This window comes from Chitinophaga sp. 9-1-y, from assembly GCF_059511905.2.
This window is the reverse complement of sequence record NZ_CM197955.1, coordinates 5,708,941-5,729,001: the sequence shown is the minus strand read 5'-3', so window position 1 is coordinate 5,729,001 and position 20,061 is coordinate 5,708,941. Positions and strand designations below refer to the sequence as shown.

15 protein-coding genes are annotated in these 20,061 nt (G+C 48.2%); 6 read left to right on the top strand and 9 right to left on the bottom strand.

What is annotated here, in order from left to right; all coding sequences use genetic code 11:
- Positions 1-37: 37 nt before the first annotated feature.
- Together AC5ZC7_RS22465 and AC5ZC7_RS22460 are read left to right on the top strand one after the other, a co-directional pair.
- Positions 38-1,555: a right-handed parallel beta-helix repeat-containing protein gene (locus tag AC5ZC7_RS22465; RefSeq protein WP_496158799.1), complete on the top strand. Its 1,518-nt coding sequence runs from the start codon at positions 38-40 to the stop codon at positions 1,553-1,555.
- 73 nt (positions 1,556-1,628) lie between these two features.
- On the top strand, positions 1,629-1,772 hold the full coding sequence (locus tag AC5ZC7_RS22460; RefSeq protein ID WP_496158800.1) for a hypothetical protein: 144 nt from the start codon (positions 1,629-1,631) through the stop codon (positions 1,770-1,772).
- Between the two features lie 80 nt (positions 1,773-1,852).
- On the opposite strand, the gene AC5ZC7_RS22455 is transcribed toward AC5ZC7_RS22460, so the two are convergent.
- The 7 genes from AC5ZC7_RS22455 to nirB all read right to left on the bottom strand — a co-directional run bounded on the left by AC5ZC7_RS22455 (position 1,853) and on the right by nirB (position 13,709).
- A complete protein-coding gene (locus AC5ZC7_RS22455; protein WP_496158801.1) occupies positions 1,853-3,010 on the bottom strand; it encodes an MFS transporter in 1,158 nt (385 codons plus the stop codon).
- A gap of 115 nt (positions 3,011-3,125) precedes the next feature.
- Positions 3,126-4,580, bottom strand: a complete 1,455-nt coding sequence (locus AC5ZC7_RS22450) for a rubredoxin (RefSeq protein ID WP_496158802.1) — start codon at positions 4,578-4,580, stop codon at positions 3,126-3,128.
- 3 nt (positions 4,581-4,583) lie between these two features.
- Positions 4,584-8,081 carry a molybdopterin-dependent oxidoreductase gene (locus tag AC5ZC7_RS22445; protein ID WP_496158803.1) on the bottom strand — a complete coding sequence of 1,166 codons (3,498 nt, stop codon included), beginning with the start codon at positions 8,079-8,081 and terminating at the stop codon, positions 4,584-4,586.
- A 24-nt stretch (positions 8,082-8,105) separates the two neighbouring features.
- Positions 8,106-9,398 carry an MFS transporter gene (locus AC5ZC7_RS22440; RefSeq protein WP_496158804.1) on the bottom strand — a complete coding sequence of 431 codons (1,293 nt, stop codon included), beginning with the start codon at positions 9,396-9,398 and terminating at the stop codon, positions 8,106-8,108.
- Positions 9,399-9,415: 17 nt separating this feature from the next.
- Positions 9,416-10,729, bottom strand: a complete 1,314-nt coding sequence (locus AC5ZC7_RS22435) for an alginate export family protein (protein ID WP_496158805.1) — start codon at positions 10,727-10,729, stop codon at positions 9,416-9,418.
- Between the two features lie 73 nt (positions 10,730-10,802).
- On the bottom strand, positions 10,803-11,186 hold the full coding sequence (nirD, locus tag AC5ZC7_RS22430; protein WP_496158806.1) for a nitrite reductase small subunit NirD: 384 nt from the start codon (positions 11,184-11,186) through the stop codon (positions 10,803-10,805).
- A gap of 24 nt (positions 11,187-11,210) precedes the next feature.
- A complete protein-coding gene (nirB, locus tag AC5ZC7_RS22425) occupies positions 11,211-13,709 on the bottom strand; it encodes a nitrite reductase large subunit NirB (RefSeq protein ID WP_496158807.1) in 2,499 nt (832 codons plus the stop codon).
- Between the two features lie 185 nt (positions 13,710-13,894).
- On the opposite strand from nirB, the gene cobA reads away from it, so the two are divergent.
- Together cobA and AC5ZC7_RS22415 are read left to right on the top strand one after the other, a co-directional pair.
- Positions 13,895-14,686: a uroporphyrinogen-III C-methyltransferase gene (gene cobA, locus AC5ZC7_RS22420; protein ID WP_496158808.1), complete on the top strand. Its 792-nt coding sequence runs from the start codon at positions 13,895-13,897 to the stop codon at positions 14,684-14,686.
- Entirely contained in the window at positions 14,661-15,350 is a 690-nt protein-coding gene (locus tag AC5ZC7_RS22415; RefSeq protein ID WP_496158809.1) for a cyclic nucleotide-binding domain-containing protein, read from the top strand. The genes cobA and AC5ZC7_RS22415 overlap by 26 nt, the downstream gene beginning before the upstream one ends.
- A 12-nt stretch (positions 15,351-15,362) precedes the next feature.
- Here the strand turns inward: AC5ZC7_RS22415 and AC5ZC7_RS22410 are convergent, their stop codons facing one another.
- Entirely contained in the window at positions 15,363-16,031 is a 669-nt protein-coding gene (locus AC5ZC7_RS22410; protein WP_496158810.1) for a cyclic nucleotide-binding domain-containing protein, read from the bottom strand.
- 110 nt (positions 16,032-16,141) lie between these two features.
- On the opposite strand from AC5ZC7_RS22410, the gene AC5ZC7_RS22405 reads away from it, so the two are divergent.
- Positions 16,142-17,944, top strand: a complete 1,803-nt coding sequence (locus tag AC5ZC7_RS22405) for a chloride channel protein (protein ID WP_496158811.1) — start codon at positions 16,142-16,144, stop codon at positions 17,942-17,944.
- A 134-nt stretch (positions 17,945-18,078) separates the two neighbouring features.
- On the top strand, positions 18,079-19,095 hold the full coding sequence (locus tag AC5ZC7_RS22400) for an MBL fold metallo-hydrolase (protein ID WP_496158812.1): 1,017 nt from the start codon (positions 18,079-18,081) through the stop codon (positions 19,093-19,095).
- Between the two features lie 29 nt (positions 19,096-19,124).
- Here AC5ZC7_RS22400 and AC5ZC7_RS22395 read toward each other — a convergent pair whose 3' ends face one another.
- Positions 19,125-19,961 carry a class I SAM-dependent methyltransferase gene (locus AC5ZC7_RS22395; RefSeq protein ID WP_496158813.1) on the bottom strand — a complete coding sequence of 279 codons (837 nt, stop codon included), beginning with the start codon at positions 19,959-19,961 and terminating at the stop codon, positions 19,125-19,127.
- Positions 19,962-20,061 lie beyond the last annotated feature (100 nt).

Here is a 20,061-nt window from a genome sequence, read left to right as displayed (position 1 = left end):
TAGCTCTGATTTTAATAATTATATGCTGAACAGGAACATGAATTTATTTTTAATTGCCATGCTGGCAAGTGCTTGCAGTAAAGACACGGTGGTACCAACCAACCCTGCTATTCCACCTCACACTTATTATGTATCGGTTACAGGTAGCGATGCGGCCAGTGGTACTATTGGCAGCCCGATGCGCAGGATCAACAGTGCACTGGCGAAAGCCATTCCGGGAGATAGTGTCATCGTAAGAGAGGGCATTTACAATGAAAAGGTGGTATTCCCTGCATCCGGTCGCCTGGAGAAATTAATCACGCTGAAAGCATATACCGGAGAAAAAGCCGTGATCGACGGTACGGGTCTTACGGTATCAGGCAGCGAAGCACTGGTAACCATCAGCAACGTGAGCTATGTAGTACTGGAAGGATTTGATATCTGTAATCTAAAGACCAGCACCGCTCAAACGAATGTAAACGGTGTGACCGCAAATGCCGGGTCCGGCAATATCATCATCCGGAAAAATAAAATTTATAACATCGAAAATAATGCAGATCCTTCACAGGGAAGAAGCGGTCATGGTATTGAAATTATCGGCAATACCGCGGATGTGATGAAGAACATCCTGGTAGAAGATAATGTGATTCATGATACTAAAACAGGATACAGTGAAAACCTGACCATCAATGGATATGTAGATGGATTCACCATTCGCAGAAATACTATTTATAACACCGAAAACATTGGTATTGATGCTGCAGGTGGTTATGCCGCCAATAGCAATCCCGCTTTCAATTATGCGCGGAATGGGGTGATCAGTGAAAATGAGTTATATAACATTGACATGACCCGCGGCCCGATAGGTGGGGCACACGGACATGGAGCCATTGCTATTTATGTAGACGGCGCCCGGAATATTATTGTAGAAAGGAATAAAATACATGAAGCCGATCGGGGTATTGGAATTGTAAGCGAGACAGATAACTATCCTACCAGTAATTGTACGGTGAGAAATAACTTTGTGTATAACTGCTGGCGCACCGGTATTTATCTCGGCGGCTACCTGGGCTACACTTCCGGTGGTACCCGCAATTGCTTCGTGGTGAATAATACCCTGATGTTTAATGATAAAGAACCTGGCTCCTTTAATGAAATTGAAGGAGAGATCCGGCTTACAGAACAATGCTTCGATAATGTCATCAAAAATAATATCGTATATGCCAGACCGGTAGATGTATTTGTGCATAAGTATACCAATACCGGCTCTGGTAACATCATCGACAACAACCTGTATTATACCACCGGTACGCCGCAGTGGATATGGGGTGGCACAAATGATCATGTGATCACCGACTTTGCCACCTGGAAAACGACTACCGGTGGAGAAGCCAATTCAGTATATGGTGTTGATCCGTTATTGGTTAGCATCACCTTACCTGACCTGCATATCTCCGCTAACTCACCCGCTAAAAATACGGGTGTGGTGATTTCCGGAGATGTAAATGGAACGTTGGATATTGATGGCCGTCCGCGTATCGTGGATAATAAAATCAGTAAGGGAGCACAACAATAATAAATCCCCTTTTTCCGTGATTGACAGGCAGTACTTCTTTGTGTAGATTCAGGAAACCTAAATCTGTACTATCATGAAAAAGAAAATCACATCAAAACTGAAGCTGACAAAAATTACCGTAGCCACTTTGAATAAAGTGTCTCCCCAGGTAAGTAAAAATCAGTCGTTGCCGACTACACAGTTTATCAGCTGTGGAGAAACTTTTTGGGTATGCTAATAGCCGGTTGCCCAAAAGCTCAGGTTTTGTTTTAGTTATCGAGCCTCGCCCCTGCCTTAAGCGGGGGCGAGGCTTAAATATTATGCTTCCTTCAGACCTCTTACCATCAGTACAATGAGCAGGCCGCAGATGGCCATGATAGCAAACGACAAACGCAGGCTGGTAGCTTGTGCTACAAACCCAATCAGGGGAGGCACTACCAGGAACCCAAGGTAGCCGATAGTAGAAATAGAGGCCAGGGTTTGGCCGCTATTGGTATTTTTTGATTTGCCTGCCAGGCTGAATACCAATGGTACCACGCAGGCCACGCCCAATCCGGCAAAAATGAACCCAATGCCCGCCGTTACCGGGTAAGGCAGCAAGATAGCCAGCAACAGGCCACTGAGGATCAACCAGCCACTATATAACAGGATGGATTTAATGCCCCATTTTCTTACCAGCCTGTCGCCGGCAAAGCGCCCGGTAGTCATGGCTACCATATAGATCACAAACGCAGCCACCGCAGTGGGTTTACTGGTGCCTACCACCTTTTGAAAATATAAGCCACTCCAGTCGTACATCGTATTCTCCGTGGCCATACAGGCAAAACAGATCAGGGAATATTTCAACAATGATTTATCCGGCAACGCAAAGGCGGCGCGCTTCACGGTGTCTTTTACCGGTTGATCAGGGAACGTTTTGGGATAATAGTATACACAAAATACCAGTAGTAATATGCTCACCAATAACAGGTGATAAGAGGGCGCAATATTCATAGATACCATGAGCAGCCCGGTCAACGCACCTACAGAACCTGCCACGCTCCAAATACCGTGAAAGGTGGTCATAATAGAGCGGGAATATAGGTGTTGCACGGCTACCGCCTGTGCATTCATGGATAAATTCAGCAAATTACGGGCAGAGCCAAAGCAAAATAACAGCAGGGCCAACTGCCAGATATTAGTGGTGAAGCCAGGTAAACTCAGTACCACGTTAAACGCCATGGCGCCAAACATCATGATTTTCCGGCTGCTGAAATTGCCCAGCAATTTGCCGGTTACCGGCATGGTGAGCATGAGTCCTATCGGCAAAGCAAACAGGACGGCGCCCAGTTGTGCTTCATTTAAGTGCAACTGCTGCTGAATAGAAGGAATCCTGGATGCCCAGGAAGAATAACCTAGTCCCGAAATAAAAAAGAATACTGAAGTGGCGATTCGGTATTGCCGTGCATCGGTTTCGTTGTGAATATCTGCTAACATGATCTGCGGATCACACCTGTTGCGGCGCTGAAGTGCGCAAAGTTAGACAATTTCAGGCAAAAAGCAGGCGTAGATTGTCCGGATGACACGAAAACAAGCCCCGCTGCAGGATTTTTTATCCATTTGCCTGTAGTGTGGCAGCGCTAATAGGCCGGAAATCAGTTGAAGGGGCCGCACACACGAAGCATTCATAATCTGCCGGTAAATGCTCCCATAAAGTACCGGCGGCTACCTGCTGTGTGGCATCACCGGCTGCTTCGTCGTACACGGTAAAACAATGCGGGCATTGATACACCATTTTTTCTACCACCGGAAGCGTGACCATAGATTGTTGCTCCCTCACATAATGTTGCAATACATTAGCGGCACTTTTTTGTTCGTAAAATGATTTGCAAAGGGAAACGATGTAAGCCCCCAGCTGTTCTTTTGTTACACCTTCGCGATATAGCAGCAGTTGTGCAGAGTTAGCGTTGTAGTCTGCCGTGTACAGGATATCATAGCGCTGCAGGTATTTTAATTTGCTTTGATGTTTACTTTCTTTTTTACGGATAACAACCGTACCAAAAAGACTGGCGGGCCGGTTCACCCTCACACTGAAACAGAGGCCATAGGTCCGCACATCAGCGGTGTCGAAATACCTGATGATATGCCGCTTCAGGATAAGGCCATCTTCACAATTATCTTCTACCTGCCAGTTTAGTTCATTGGCCGCATGCCGTACATTGATACCATGTTTGCCCAATGTGTAATCCCACAGGCCACGATGTGAGGCATCGATATTTTTAATGATGAGCGATTTCCATGGGGTGGCATATAGCTGCCCGGTGCGGGTTTCGAGGCAAATAGTACATACTTCTTTCAGGAAGGGGATGGGGAAGTCCTCATTGCGGCGATAGATGCCCAGCCAGTAGCTGTTATTGTATTTATTAAACCCTTCGTAATAGGGTAAATGAAAGGCGGGCAACTCAGGTTCCTGCTCTTTTGGTCGGGAAATATAATGTAACGTTTGTTTTATCTGCATATATAGCTGCTCCGGTGTGTATCCATTGTTGAGTGCGGCTTCCACCTGTTTGCTAACTGCTGCAATATGATTGGTATAAATCAGTTCCGGCCATGCAAATAACTGCTGACTCCCCGGTGTGCGAAGATATAAGTACCAGTAGTGGGTATTGGGAGAAGTGATCCAGTTGATATGCCCGGTGAATAATGGCACAAAGGTTTGCTGGCTGTCGCAGATATTTATTTTCAGCGTGGGTGCATAGTCAAAAAGATTAAACACATCTTTATAAATTCCTTCACTCAGCCAGCTGTTTTGTATAAAGATATCTGCGGCCGGATAAGCGCTCATGATATTAGGTGTAGTGGCAAAGGAAAGCTGCTTTTCTGCACACCGGGTTTTAAAAAAATCCAGGCATTTATCGGGGATGTCTATCAGCAATTGTTGGCGCAATCCGAAGCGGATATGCATGGCCTGCGCGGCTTCCGCAATGTCCAGTATTTCCAGTAACCATCCGGGCGAGATAATGCCGCCGGTGAAGTTGATTGTAAAAGTATGTGTTTGTTTTGCCATAGATTATACCAATGCAGCCACCTGTTTAGGGATGGCCTTTTCCAACAGCGCTTTTACTTCCGGTTTACAACTGCCGCAGCCCATACCGGCGCCGGAAGCGGCGCACAGTTGTTGCAGGTTATCACAACCGGCGGCAATTTTTTCCAGGATATTTCCTTCTCCCACATTTCCGCAGGAACATACAAGTTTCCCAATAACAGGTGTTCCTTTTTTACCGGAACGTAACAGTTCCAGCCGCTTATCGGACAACTCTGTTTTTTGTTGGATAAGGTCGCGGAATTCTGTAAACTCTGATTTGTCACCTATCAGGATAGCACCTACCAGTTTGTCCTGGTGAATGATACATTTTTTGTAATAACGTTTTGCTTTATCAATGAATACCACTTCTTCATATGCCGGATCTTTCGGCGTTTCTACCATGCCCAGTGAGCATAGATCGGTGCCGTGCATTTTGAGAATATTCATGAAGAGAGAGCCCTGGTAATAACTGCTGATATCACCGTTGAGGTAACGGGCTACCACCGCGGCTTGTTGTTCTGCGGCGGCAGTAATGCCATATAATGTTCCATTGAATGCTGCAATTTCTCCGATGGCATAAATATCCGGATCGCTGGTTTGCAGGTATTCATTTACTACTACACCGCGGCTGCAGTGAAGCTGGGCGGCCTGCGCCAGTTCTATATTCGGAACGGTGCCAATAGACATCACCACTGCCTGGCAGGGAATGTAAGCGCCACTTTTCATGCGCAGTCCTTCCAGTTGATCCTGGCCCACGAAACGATCAATTTCATCATTGTAATAAATATCGATACCCCGGTCGGTGAGCTCTTCGTAGAGTAACTGACCACCGAGGGTGTCCAGTTGCCGGTCCATCAGCCGGGAGGTACGCTGTATAACTCCCACGTCTATATTAATTTCTTTGAGAGATGCTGCCAGCTCTATCCCCAGTAATCCACCGCCTACGATCATTACCTTCCCTTGTTCAGGTGCAATATGTTGTTTGAAAGCGTCTGCATCCATGCGTGTCCGCATGGTAAATATGCCCGGGATGGGTGGAATATCCCGGAGAGTGGCCGCCCTGCTGCCGGTAGCCATCAGGAGTATGTCGTACGTATGTACGTTGCCGTTGCTATCGGTCACGCATTTGTTAGGGCGGTCAATATGCACAATGCTCACCCCCCTGTGCAAGGTAATGTTATACGCCGTTTCCTCCGCCCTGGTCATTTTAATTAACTGCTTCCATTGCTGGGTGCCGCTGATATAATCAGGCAGCATCACGCGATTATAGAAGGGCAGGTCTTCTTTGCTGAATACGATGATGTCGTCGGTGGTGTTGAGCTCGCGGTACGACTTTACAAAGCCGCATGCGCCGGCGCCAGCACCTATCACCACAATTTTTTGCGCGGGTTTCCGGTAGCGTTGTACCTGTACGGCGGCGTATTTAAAATCAGGCTGTTTGGAGATAGGATCCAGCAACTGATGGGTGAGATTATTGGCCCTGTGCAAATCGTTTTGCAATATTTTGCCCCAATGCATCGGGAGGAACACCACCCCTTTTTTTATATTGTTGCTGAGTTGTGCCTTTACCCTTACTTCGCCTTTCTCATTGTGGATAGTTACGATGTCATCTGCCTCAATACCCCGCTGCCGGGCATCTTCCGGGTGTATTTCCAGGAAAGAGGAAGCAATATGTTGTTTGAGTTTGCTGACCTTGCCGGTTTTACTCATAGTATGCCACTGATCACGTATGCGCCCGGTGGTCAATATCAGCGGTAATGCTTTGGTGGGTGTAACCGATTGATTAAGGTCATCAAAGCTATGTATTACTGCTTTGGCATCCGGCGTATAAAATTGTTGATCTTCAAACAGGCGTGCTGTGCCATGTCCTTGGCGATAGGGCCACTGTACACTACGACGGGTCTTTAACTGCTCATAGTCCAGCCCGTTGATATCTATGTTAGTGCCTGCGGTCAGGCGTACATGCTCCGCGTAAATGTCCGACATGCTCGTATAGTCGAAGCCGTGATATCCCATTTTTTTCGCAAAGCGGCAAATGATTTCTGCGTCCGGCAGTGCTTCGCCGGGGGCCTCCGTTAATTTGCTGAGGTAGGTGATGCGGCGTTCGGCATTGGTCATGGTGCCTTCTTTTTCTGTCCATGCGGCGGCGGGCAGCACTACGTCCGCATAGCGCAGGGTTTCCGGCTTATTGGAAATTTCCTGTACCACTACAAATTTGGCTTTCAGCAGTCCCGCTTCTGCAAAACGTACGTCGGGCAGGCTCACCAAGGGGTTGGTGCACATGATCCAGATGGCTTTTAACCGGCCATCGTGCAGGGCGTTGAACATTTCTGTTGCGGTAAGCCCGGGTTTGTCGGATAGTTCGGTGCCGCCCCAAAATTCCTGCACTTCTTTGCGGTGTTGCGGATTGTTGAGTACGCGATGGGCGGGCAGGAGGTTGGATAGTCCGCCTACTTCCCGGCCGCCCATGGCGTTAGGTTGGCCGGTTAAAGAGAACGGACCGCTGCCCGGCCGGCCAATATGCCCGGTAATGAGATGGAGATTAATCAGGCTCAGGTTTTTATGTACCCCTACCACGCTCTGATTGAGGCCCATGGTCCACAAGGTCATAAAGCCGGTCGCGTTGCCGATGTAGGCAGCGGCGGTGTAAATATCTTCTGCAGGGATACCGCAGATGGCGGCGGCTTCTTCCACGCTTCGCTTCATCACGGTTTCCTGGTATTGTGCAAAACCATTGGTGTGGGCCTGTATGAAATGGCTATCGGTATGGCCTGCCATAATGAGTGCGCGTCCAATGGCATGATGCAATACAATGTCGGTGCCTGGATGTATCTGCAGGTGAAGATCTGCCATGGCACAGCTTTGCGTGATACGGGGATCGCTGACAATAATTTTCAGCGCCGGATTGGCGGCTTTGGCAGCTTCCACCCGTCGCCATAAAATAGGATGACACCAGGCGGGGTTGGCGCCGGCCACAAAGATGCAATCGGCGAGTTCTATGTCGTCGTAAGTGCCTGGTACGGCGTCTTCTCCCAGTGCCATCTTATAGGCGGCCACGGCGCTGCTCATGCACAGGCGTGAATTGGTATCGATGTTGTTGCTGCCAATGAACCCTTTGATGAGTTTATTGACTACATAATATTCTTCCGTCAGGCATTGCCCGGATGCGTAAAAGGCCACGGCATCCGGGCCATGTTTTTTGATGATGGCAGCAAATACGGCGGCTGTTCTTTCCAATGCCTGGTCCCAGGTAACTCTTTGCCGTGGCAGGTTCCGATGGTAACGCATTTCAGGATACAGCAGCCGGTCGGAGGTGTCCATCACCGTATAGTGCAGGTTCATGCCTTTGGAGCAAAGCATGCCTTTATTTACCGGGTGTGTTTTATCCCCTTCCACATGCAGCTTTCCCTGCCGGTCTTTATGTACTACTATCCCGCAGCCTACGCCACAGTAACAGCAGGTGGTTTTAAATGATGCTTGCATGCCGGAAGTTTTAGTGATGGTATATTAAGAAACAGCTATAGGAGCCCCTGTGGCGGTTGTTGTTGCGCTGGCAGATAAGCGGGTGAACCGGGTAATGACTACGATGCAGGAAACGCCTATCACAATAAACCCGATATACGTGAATGCCTGTACGTAAGTAATGCTATCGGATTTGAAGAGGAAGCCAAACAACATGCCGCCCATATTACCACCGGCGCCCACAATGCCACTCACCAGCCCCGCATTTTTTTCATTTATAAAGGGCACAATGCCATAGGTAGCGCCATTGGCCATTTTCAGGAACAAGGCAAAACTTAGCATAGCGATAATGGCAACTACCAGTGATCCTGCCTGTGCAAATAATAACAGCCCAATACCTTCTGCAAGCAGCATTAATGCGAGCAGGCGGCCTTTCCCTTTCATGCCTGACCTGGCGCCTACCCGGTCAGAAATATAACCGCCCAGGGCGCGGGCAAAGAGATTCATAAACCCAAAAATGCCTGCCCAGAATCCGGCGCTGCCCTGCGATAAGTGAAAGGTGTCTACAAAGTGGAGCGACGCCACATTGTCGAAGGTGATTTCCATTCCGAAACACATGCCGTAAGCCAATGTCAGTGCCCATATGCGCCAGTCGCCTAATACCGACCAATCTGTTTTTTGATGGTTTTTATGCTGCTGCAGCTCATCAAAGTTGCCGTTGGGGGTGTCTTTGGTATAACGATGATACAGGTACGCTACGATCAGCATCATCGTACCTGGCACAATCATGGCATAACGCCAGGCTTCCGCTTTGGTGTAGCCGAAGCCCACAATAGCCGCGAAAATAACCGGCATCACCATGTTGGTAACACCGCCACCCAGGTTGCCCCATCCGCCGGTAATGGCGTTCGCCGTGCCCTTTATGGCGGGTGCAAACATCAGCGAGGTATGGAATTGCGTGATCACAAAAGAACCACCTATTACGCTGATGGCTAAACGAAACAGCAAAAAAGAAGTATAGTCTTTCGACAACCCTACCAGAAATACCGGTAAGGAGCCAAGTAGCAATAGCCGTACGGCGGTTTTGCGCGGGCCCCAGGTATCGCACAGCCGGCCAATTACCAGGCGGGCAATGATAGTACCGGATACAGATGCAATAATGATATTGCCGATCTGCGATTTGGTAAGTCCCAGGTCGGTGCGGATAGTGGGCATCAGGGGCGCTAAACCAAACCAGCCGAAAAAGCAGACAAAGAACATGAGCCACGTGATATGGAACGTGCGCATCTGGATGGTATCAAGACTAAAGAGTTTTATTTTTTCGAGCGGAGCAAGCATAGTAAAATGTTTACGGGTTATTTAATCGACCATTCAGGACGGATGTTGACAGACAGGTATGCCCAGTTGCTGTTGCTGGCGGCATTTTTTATATTTTTTACAGTGGGAGAAGTGAGCGTGGCCGTATTCCAGAAGTGGCTGTATCCGGCTTCCAGGCCAATCATTTTAGTGAGGGTATAATTGGCGGTGATATCTGCTTCTGTACCCAGCTGTTTACTCATCCCCGTTACCCCTGCAGCTGTATAAAATTCGTGTACGTCTCCGGTAAATGCCCAGCGGGCACCTGGCTGCCACTTTGTTTTGACGTAGTAATCCTGTAGTCCTTTATTACCAAAGCCACTCGCTACATAGAAGTAGTCCATGTTGCCCCAGAATTTATGCGGGGTGCCATACAGCGGGTCAAAGTCCGGACTGGTATAATCAGTGCCGGCGCCGGCACTGAAGGTTTTGCTCAGGCGGTACTGGAAGGAGCCGGATAGTAAAGTACCACTCACCGTTTGTCCGCTACCGTTAGTACCGAACTGATGATAAGCAGCGGCGGTATAACTCACCTGTTTAAATTGTTGTGTATAAAACAGGCCGGTTGTCATACGTGCATAGGCGCCGGTTTCCCATACTTTGGTGGCTACATGTTCAACGCTGTCGATATGATATTTTGAGAACTGATCCGCCAGGAAAAGGAAGGATAAATTTCCTTTGGGCAGCTTCCGCGATGCGTATACAAACTCCAGGCTTTTATACATGTTACCACCATTGGTATTAGCAGTATAGTTGCCTGGTGGCGTGGGATTGTAAACGGTGCCGCTGGCATTTTCTTTATTTTGATTGAAAGCGGCGCCGGCATGTAGCATCCATTGATTGCTTTCGTATTTCAATACGGCGGCATCGTGTCGGCGGCCCTGTTGCAGCCAGTCGAGGTTACCAAGCAACCGGCTGTCATCGTATACCAGTTCCTGGCGGCCTATTTTAAGTGACAGGCGGCTGTTTTTAACGATGGTATCGGTGAGTAATATTTCTGCCCAGGCTTCATGCAGCATAAACCCGTTATTGTCGGGTGTGGTGGTGCGGTTAATGGTAGAAGCATCCTGTCCCCATACGCGTGTATCCTGTAGCGTTAGCCCCAGTTTAATGCGGTAAGTATTGAAGCCTGCCATGATCCGGGTGCGTTGTGAGGTGAAGAAGGCTGGGTCGGCGCCCTGTGTTTGCGGGGCGCCTTGTCCGTTGCGCAGTTCGGTGCGGGTTCGTAGTTGTGCGCCGATATTGAACTGGGCATAACCATACTGCGAAAGGAGCAGGCATGGAAGTATCGGCAACCATTTTTTAATGTACATTTGGTTGATTTTTAGTGAGCCAATCATGTAAGAATCAGAAGCCCGGTTAGCCTGCCAGCTGCCGGGTTTCGCTTTATACTGCTGCGGATACCATTTCGGCTTCCACCGCTACGCCAATGTATACCCGGTCTTCTACGATTTTTACGGGGTAAGTGGTGATAGCACATTCTGTTTCATCAGACAGGCATCGGCCGTCTTTCAGGGAGAATGTTTTTTTGTGAAAAGGGCAGGCTACTTTAGGCTCGTCTTTTACAGTACCGGTCATACCGCGACTAAGCGCCATCTGTTGCCGGTGTGGGCAGAGGTTCTGCGTGGCATACCATTCATTTCTGCGGGCAAAGTAAAACAGGGCAATCTGTTCGTTTTCATACTTTACGCATACGCCGCCATTGGTGGGTACATCCGATGTTTTACAGGCAAAGAACCAGCTGGTAGTGGTGGTGTGAATTGTAGACATAGCAGTATGTTTTTTTGAAAAGTATTATTTCCATTCGGCGGCTTTTTTCTGCGCGCGCATGGTTTCGAATTTTACAGTAGGGTCTTTATCTGCCGGTGCATTAACGAAGTGGGAGAAGCGCTTGCGTAGTTCCGGGTTTTCCACTACTTCTTTCCACTCACATTTGTAGTTGTCGACCAGCAGCTGCATTTCCGCTTCCAGTTGGGAAGCAATGCCCAGGCTATCGTTCAGTACTACATTCCGGAGATAATCCATGCCGCCGTCGAGCTTATTGAGCCAGGTAGCGGTGCGGGTGAGCGGATCGGCTGTTTTGATATAGAACATCAGGAAACGGTCAATGTAACGGATGCAGGTGTCGCTGTCCACGTCGGCTACCAGGAGTTGGGCATGTTGTGGTTTGGAGCCGCCATTACCGCATACATAAAGGTTCCAGCCTTTTTCGGTGGCAATGATGCCAAAATCTTTCGATTGTGCTTCGGCACATTCGCGAATGCAGCCGGATACGGCAGATTTGATTTTATGAGGCGCCCGCAGTCCCCGGTAACGTTCTTCTATACGGATCGCAAAGCTCACACTGTCGTGCAATCCAAAGCGGCACCAGGTGGAGCCTACGCAGCTTTTAACGGTACGCAGTGCTTTTCCGTAGGCATGTCCGCTTTCGAATCCGGCGGCAATCAGTTCTGCCCAGATATCCGGCAAGTCACTCAGGTGGGCGCCAAATAAGTCGATACGTTGTCCGCCGGTGATTTTCGTATAGAGGTTATATTTAGTACCTATCTCCCCAATGACTACCAGTTTTTCCGGTGTAATTTCTCCGCCGGGAATGCGGGGAACTACGGAATAAGTGCCTCCTTTCTGTATGTTGGCGAGGTAGCGGTCGTTCGAGTCCTGTGCAGTATCATTGCCTTTGTCGAGGATCATGTCGTTCCACAGGCTGGCGAGTATGGAGGCAATCACGGGTTTACATACTTCGCAACCTTCTCCTTCACCGTAGTGGTCGAGTACTTCATCGAAGGAGCGGAGCGATTTTACGCGGATGAGGTCCAGCATTTCCTGGCGGGAGTAGGCGAAGTGTTCGCATACTACGTTACGGATATATTTGCCCTGTGCTTTCATAGTAGCCGTGATGAGGTCTTTTACCATGGGGGTGCAGCCACCGCAGCAGGTGCCGGCTTTGGTACATTTTTTTACGGCATCCAGTGTTTCAATGCCATCGGTCACTGCCTGGCAGATAGTTCCTTTGCTAACGCTTTCACAGCTGCAGATGATAGCTTCGTCGGGGAGTGCGGTTACGCCGGCGCCGGTATCCACGCTCCCGCGGGTGCTGCCCAGGAGCAAGTCTTCCGGGTTAGGTGGTAATGCTAATTTGTTTTTAGTGGTTTGGAGGAGCATGTTATAGGCAGCGGCGTCGCCAATGAGGATGCCACCTAACAGGAACTGGCCATCGGTAGTAATATTGATGCGTTTGTAGGTGCCTTTGTATTTATCTTCAAATACAATGCTATGGCAGGTTTCCGGGTCGGCAAACGGGTCGCCGAAGCTGGCTACATCTACACCGATGAGTTTGAGTTTGGTACTCATATCAAACCCGGTAAAGGCTTTTTCGTCGCCGGTGATATGTGCAGCGGCTACTTCTGCCATTTCGTAGCCAGGTGCTACGAGGCCATAGATCATGTTGTTATAGAGGGCGCATTCACCGATGGCGTATATAGCGGGATCGGCGGTTTGCATTTGTTCGTTGACGATAATGCCACCGCGCGGGCCGGTAGGCAGGCCGGCGGCTTTAGCTACTTCGTCGCGTGGTTTGATGCCGGCCGATACCACGAGTATGTCTGTCTCCAGGATGGTATCATCGGCAAACTGTAAGCCGGTGATGGCCTCTTCTCCAAGTATTTCGCGGGTGTTTTTGCCCGTTAGTACTTTCAGTCCCAGGCTGGCCAGCTTGGTTTGCAGGATGGCAGATCCCTGTTCATCAATTTGCCGGGGCATGAGTCGGGAAGAAAATTCAATGACATGGGTGTTGCTGATGCCCAGGTCCAGCAGGGCTTTGGCGGCTTCCAGTCCGAGGAGTCCTCCACCTATCACCGCGCCACGGGTAGCTTTCGGGGCATAGGCTTTCATCATTTCCAGGTCTTCGATGGTGCGGTAAATGAATACGCCTTTTTTATCAATGCCTGGTACGGGTGGTACAAAGGCGGCAGATCCGGTAGCGATTACCAGGTAATCATAGGATTCCCTGATGCCTTTGTGGGATAATACCGTTTTGTGTTCCCGGTCTATTTGTACCACCGGGTCGCCCAGGTGCAGGCGTATGCCTTGCTGGGTGTACCATTCGGCGGATGCAAGCAGGAGGTCATCAGCTGTTTTGCCATCAAACCAGGAAGTGAGATGTACGCGATCATAGGCGGGGCGGGGTTCTTCTCCAAATACAATCAGTTCCGTAACGGTACCGGCTGATTTGGTGATCATCTTCTCGCAAAACTTATAGCCCACCATACCGTTTCCAATAACTACTATTTTCATGGAAGTATATTTATGGATCAGAAAAAGTTAATTATATTATAATTAAATTAATATAATGTTATTTCGCGTTTTGGAGATGATTTTTAAGGCAGGTGTATGATGTTTGTTATAAAATTAAGCGTTTTTGTTTTAATTTTAGGCATAGTTGCTCGTTAAATTATTATATAAATTTAATTGTAATGTGTATGCAGGTGCCAAATCCCATCTTATCTTTAGTCGGCGCAGGACCCGGAGATCCTGAAATGATTACCCTGAAAGCCATTAATACCATCCGGGAAGCTAATGTCATATTATATGATGCATTGGTGAATGAATCATTACTTGCGTATGCAGCGCCTACTGCTATTACCCGGTTTGTAGGAAAGCGCTATGGGTGTCATGTTCTTTCCCAGCAGGAAATCAACCAGCTCATTGTAGAAATGGCCTTCAAACACGGGCATGTGGTACGACTAAAAGGTGGGGATCCTTTTATATTTGGCAGGGCAGTAGAAGAAATACAAGCGGCGAAGCAACATGGCATCCCGGTAAATATCATACCCGGTATATCCAGTGCTATCGCGGTGCCGGCCTCACAAATGATACCGCTTACCTGCAGGGGTACCGCTGAAAGCTTTTGGGTTATTACCGGTACTACTGCTGCCGGTGATATTTCGGGAGATATTGCACTGGCTGCCCGTTCTACTGCTACGGTAGTTATATTGATGGCCATGAGTAAACTGGAAGGCATCATGCAACACTTTATGCAGCAGGGAAAGCGTGATACGCCGGTGGCTGTTATACAAGATGGTACTACACCCCGGCAACGCACGATAACAGGTACGGTAAAGGATATTGTGTGGAGGGTGCAGGCGGAAGGGATCGGGAATCCCGCTATTATTGTGATAGGAGAAGTAGTTGCCTTATCCGCTATACTGGCGGCAACAGGGCCATTACAACATAACGATGTAATATATGAAGAAAGACAAACAGGGCTGTGATGGCAATACCTGTCTGCTTTGCAGGTTATCTATGAAAGAATGGGCGCCGGCAGTAGCGTTGCACCGGAAAAACTTTATGCTGAATAAAGGGGAAACGCTGTTTACCGAAGGAGATAAAGTAAATGGCATTTATTTTATTTACGAAGGCCGTATGAAAGTGCATAAACACTGGGGACCAGAAAAGGAATTGATTGTTCGCTTTGCACAAAAAGGTGATATTGTTGGGCATCGCGGCATGGGCGGTGAACAGGTGTACCCCGTGTCTGCTACTGCGCTGGAACCGGTAAAAGTTTGTTTTGTAGAGATGGATTTTTTTCAGTCATCTCTCAAAATAAATCATACCCTCTTATATGAACTCATGCTATTTTATGCACAGGAATTACAATCCTCCGAAAAGCATATGCGTAACCTCGCACACATGACTGTTAAAGGCCGTATGGCCAATGCATTCCTGCTATTACAGCAAAAGTTCGGATTTAATAAAGATGGTTTTATAGATATAGCGCTTAGTAAACAAGACCTGGCTTCTTATATTGGCGCTTCCTATGAAACAACGTTCAGGATCTTGAATGAATTGATAGAAGAGCGGCTGGTAGCAGTTGCCGGAAAGAATTATACGGTGCTGAATGAGGAAAAACTAAGACAGCTGACCGCCATTACCTGAGTAAATATGATCTCATCCTACATATTTCTTCAACTTTTTTTCATTCAAAATATGAATGGTTTTGCCTTCTACGGCAATTAATTTTTCCTGTATAAACTCCTGCAGGTTTCGGTAAATGGTTTCATAAGTAGTCCCTGCAAACGAAGCCAGATCCTGGCGGCTGATGGTAAACTGCGTGTCCTGGTGCAGGCGGCCTATTTCCAGCAAAGCATCTGCCAGCCGGCCTTTTACATCCATATGTACCAGGTTGCGCATCTTTCTTTCTGCTTCCTGTAATTCATCTGCATAGAATTGCATCAGTTTCAGCGTAAGGGACGGATTTACTTTCAGCGATGCTTCAAAAAATGCGAGATCAGTGTAACACACCGTAGTGTCTTCCAATGCGGTGGCAGATACCGTATATAATCGCTCTCCGCTGCCAAGGCCACGATGCCCGAGGATATCACCTTTCTGCGCAAATCGAACAATCAGGTCTTTCTCAGTTCCCCATTGTTTATGCACTTTCACTTTTCCTTCATACAGGAAAAAAATGCCTTTTACAGGTTGTCCCTCCTGGAAAATGACTTCGTTCTTCTTATAAAAAAGGTGCTGTTTATGGTCCGATACCGCCGCTATCCACTCCGGAATGCTGAACTGGCAAAGAAAACAGGTTTTTAAATCGCAGGTCCCGGCTTTTTTCATGATTGCAATAGTAATGTTTTTTTGCGTTTTTGAAAGAAAAAATAGGTTTTAATATGATTTAGATCATATTTTTGTGCTGTTTTTAGTTCAGGATTGTTATTAAATGTTGTATGAATCATAAAAGAGAGCAAAAGTTTGCCGGGAATATGTCCCGGAGAGTATTTTACCTCAGTATGCAGGCAGCTATCAATGCCATCGCCATAGGCTTTGTAGCCAAAGGATTGGTCATGTTGATCAGTCTTATCACCAACCTTTCTTTTTATGGTCAGTTTTCGTTTGAAGAAAGTGGGCCGGCAGGCAACCACCTGGGCCTGATGGTCATATTGGTGCCTGTTATCGGTAGTCTTATTGTGGGTGTAATGGCCCGTTTTGGCAGCAAAGCCATTCGCGGCCATGGTATTCCTGAGGCGATGGAGAATATTATCCTGAATGAAAGTAAGATACCGCCGGTGATCACTTTACTAAAACCAATATCCGCCGCTATTTCCATTGGTACGGGTGGTCCCTTTGGTGCAGAAGGTCCCATCATTGCCACAGGTGGCGCCATCGGATCTTTTACCGGACAAGTGATTCATATTTCTTCGGCAGAAAGAAAAGTGTTGCTGGCAGCCGGTGCTTGCGCCGGTATGGCCGCTATCTTCGGCAGCCCGCTGGCGGCCATATTGCTGGCCATCGAATTGTTGTTGTTTGAGTTCTCTCCCCGTTCTGTTATCCCGGTAGCTATTGGCTGTATTGTGGGCGCGGGTATGCACATTGGCTTATTCGACAGTCACCCGGTATTTGCCATGCCGGATATCCCCGCAGTATCAGACCGGGCATTGCTGACCTATGTACTGATGGGGGCCGTTATTGGTGTAGTAGCCGCCTACGTATCAAAATCCGTCTATTTTGTGGAAGATATGTTCGAAAAGCTGCCCATTCACTGGATGTGGTGGCCGGCATTGGGCGCAATAGTAGTGGGTGTTGTCGGTTATTTCGCACCCCATACCATGGGGGTGGGATATGATAACATCAAAACCCTGCTGACCGGCAATGCACCGTTGGCACTGGTGGCATCGCTTTGTGTGCTCAAATATATTTCCTGGGTCATTTCCCTGGGTAGTGGTACTTCCGGCGGTACACTGGCGCCTTTATTTACCATCGGTGGTGCGTTAGGGGCACTGACCGGCATGCTGGTGCTGAAATTTTTTCCCGGCAGCGATATCAACATTGCTACGGCCGCGCTGATAGGAATGGCGGCAATGTTTGCGGGTGCATCGCGTGCATTGCTTACTGCTATTGTGTTTTCGCTGGAAACAACCGGGCAGCCACATGGCCTGCTGCCGCTCATCGGCGCCTGTACAACGGCCTACTTTGTATCCTTCTTCCTGATGAAGGGTAGTATTATGACAGAGAAAATTCGTCGCCGGGGCGTAACGGCTCCGGATGAATATACACCGGATATCCTGCAACTAATCAATGTAGCAGCGGTAGCGCTGAAGCCATCGTTAACGCTGCGAAGCAACATGACCCTGGCACAGGCACATCATCAGTTGCAACAACAGGCAGCTACCTATTATCATCAATACCTGCTGGTTACAGATGACGATGGCGATTTCAAAGGTTATCTCAACCGCGCACAGTTATCTGCACAGGATGCCCGTATGATTTCAGATACGCTGGAATCGGCGGCTCCCTTTCTCCATACCTCGGATGATATTAACCTGGTCACCGCGTTGTTTAACAGCTACACACCGGATGTACTGGCAGTGCTGGATACAGATAAGAAAGTAACGGGTATGGTGACCGCCGATGCGGTATTAAAAGCTTACGATGAGCGTCGCAGAGCCGATGCCCGTTACCATTCTGCTTTTTATGGAAATACCCGTTTGCTGCGGCTGATGGCCCGGGGCAAACGAATCCTTGTACGTTAGAACATATCTTTGTTGGATAGGTTGAATGCAGGGGCCGCTCATGGAAGCGGCCCTTTTTTATGATACAATATATCCTCCCGCTGTTCGTCTACGGTATAAGAACGTTTTTATAAAACACTTCTTAACTTTAATACATGCAGCGCAAGTCACCTTCTATAAAGGAAAAAATACAACAATCACAGAACTTCCGGGATGGGGCATTCCAGAACTTATCAGTCACGCCCATGAAACCGGATGATGTTACTTATTACCAGATGCTGAAAGAGACCTTTCAGCGTCCGGCAGATGTAAGACCACCAGCGCCATTGCCTTCTGTAAAAACGGATCTGAAAAAGTTGTATTCAGAAAAACCTGTAGTGGTTTGGTTTGGACACTCGTCTTATCTCCTCCATGTAAAAGGGTTTAATATGCTTGTAGACCCGGTGTTTAGCGGCAGCGCTTCTCCCATGTCTTTCATGATCAAAGCTTTCCCGGGAGCAGATGCCTATACGCCGGCTGATATGCCCGAGATAGATGCGATGATTATCACTCATAACCATTATGATCATCTTGATAAAAAAACACTGGCGCAGTTAAAACCCCATACCAAAAGAATTTTTACTTCCCTGGGAGTAGGCCGGGACCTCCAATCCTGCCTGGTGAAGGAAGATAATATCACAGAACTGGATTGGTGGGAAACAACACCCGTAGCCGGGGAAGTTACCCTAACAGCTACGCCTGCACGACATTTCTCTGGTCGCGGGCTGAAAAGGGGAGGCAGTCTCTGGTCTTCTTTTGTGCTGGATATATTCGGATACCGGATTTTTATTGGGGGAGATTCCGGTTATGATACGCATTTCAAAGCGATCGGCGATCAATACGCTCCTTTCGACCTGGTGATACTGGAATGTGGGCAGTACAATGATAACTGGCCGTTTATCCACATGAAGCCTGAAGAAACTGTGCAGGCAGCCGTCGACTTGCAGGGTAAAGTATTATTGCCCGTACACTGGGCTAAGTTTGCACTGGCTAACCATCCCTGGAATGAATCTGTCAAACGGGTGACTGCCAGCGCTGCACAACGCGGCCTGCCTGTTGCTACGCCTAAAATAGGTGAGTTGGTGGTGGTAGGGGAATATCTTCCCCAGGAGCATTGGTGGTTAAATGTTTAGCGACCAATATTCCGGGAATATACCTGTTATTATAAACTAAAACTCAGCATTTCTACCACACCTTCGCCGGGGGCATGAAACAGCCGATTGCGCCCGGTAATTTTCCTTTCTGTTTCACACAAGGGTTCCAGGTTTTCCAGTGTAGCATCGAGCTGGTAAATAATGCCAGCCATGTCGGCATGGCTGTTCACATTTAAATGCGTGTTCACATAGGATTCCAATATGCGTATGACGCCCTGGTGGATAGGAAGAAAAGCGGCAGGCACATCTTCTTCCGATAGCGAATAATCCAGCATCGCCAGATTTTTCCTGGTAGCGGTTTTAAACAGTTTCATCGTGTTAATAAAGGCTTCATTACTGATGTAATGAAGTAGCCCCTCAAAAACGATCGTTGCCGGCAACTCTTCCCGGTAGCCGTTTTCCAGCAGTTTACTCCATAGCAGTTCCGTATTTGTTACATCGCACTTTGAAAACCGTATCAGGGGTTCGCCGGGAATAATGCCGGCATAGAGTTGTTGTTTTTCTGCGATATAACCATTGTCGACTTCAATGATAGTGGTTATCTGTTTGGGATATTTTTCCAGGAGATATAAAGAAAGTGGGTCCAGGCCGGCGCCCAGCAAGACGACCTGTTGTCCCGGCCAGTGGGTAAGCCTTTCATGGAGCATTGCCCGGATGCATTGTTTGCGCAGGCAAACCAGGTCGATTACGAGCGGGTAATGCCGTTTCAGTTCATAAAAAAGGCGGCTGGTTTCACTGAAGTCGATCGCTTCAATGTAGCGTTGTTGCAGGGGCGAGGTATATAGTTGCATAGCGGCTTCCAGCACCAGGCGGGAAGTCGAGGGGACTTTTAATTGCTGGGTCATTTTGAGGGGTATTTAGGTTAAAGCTAGTAAGCAGGAGTGCGTGGGCATTGCAGGAGGGTATTAGGAATTACGAATTAGGAATTACGAATTACGAATTACG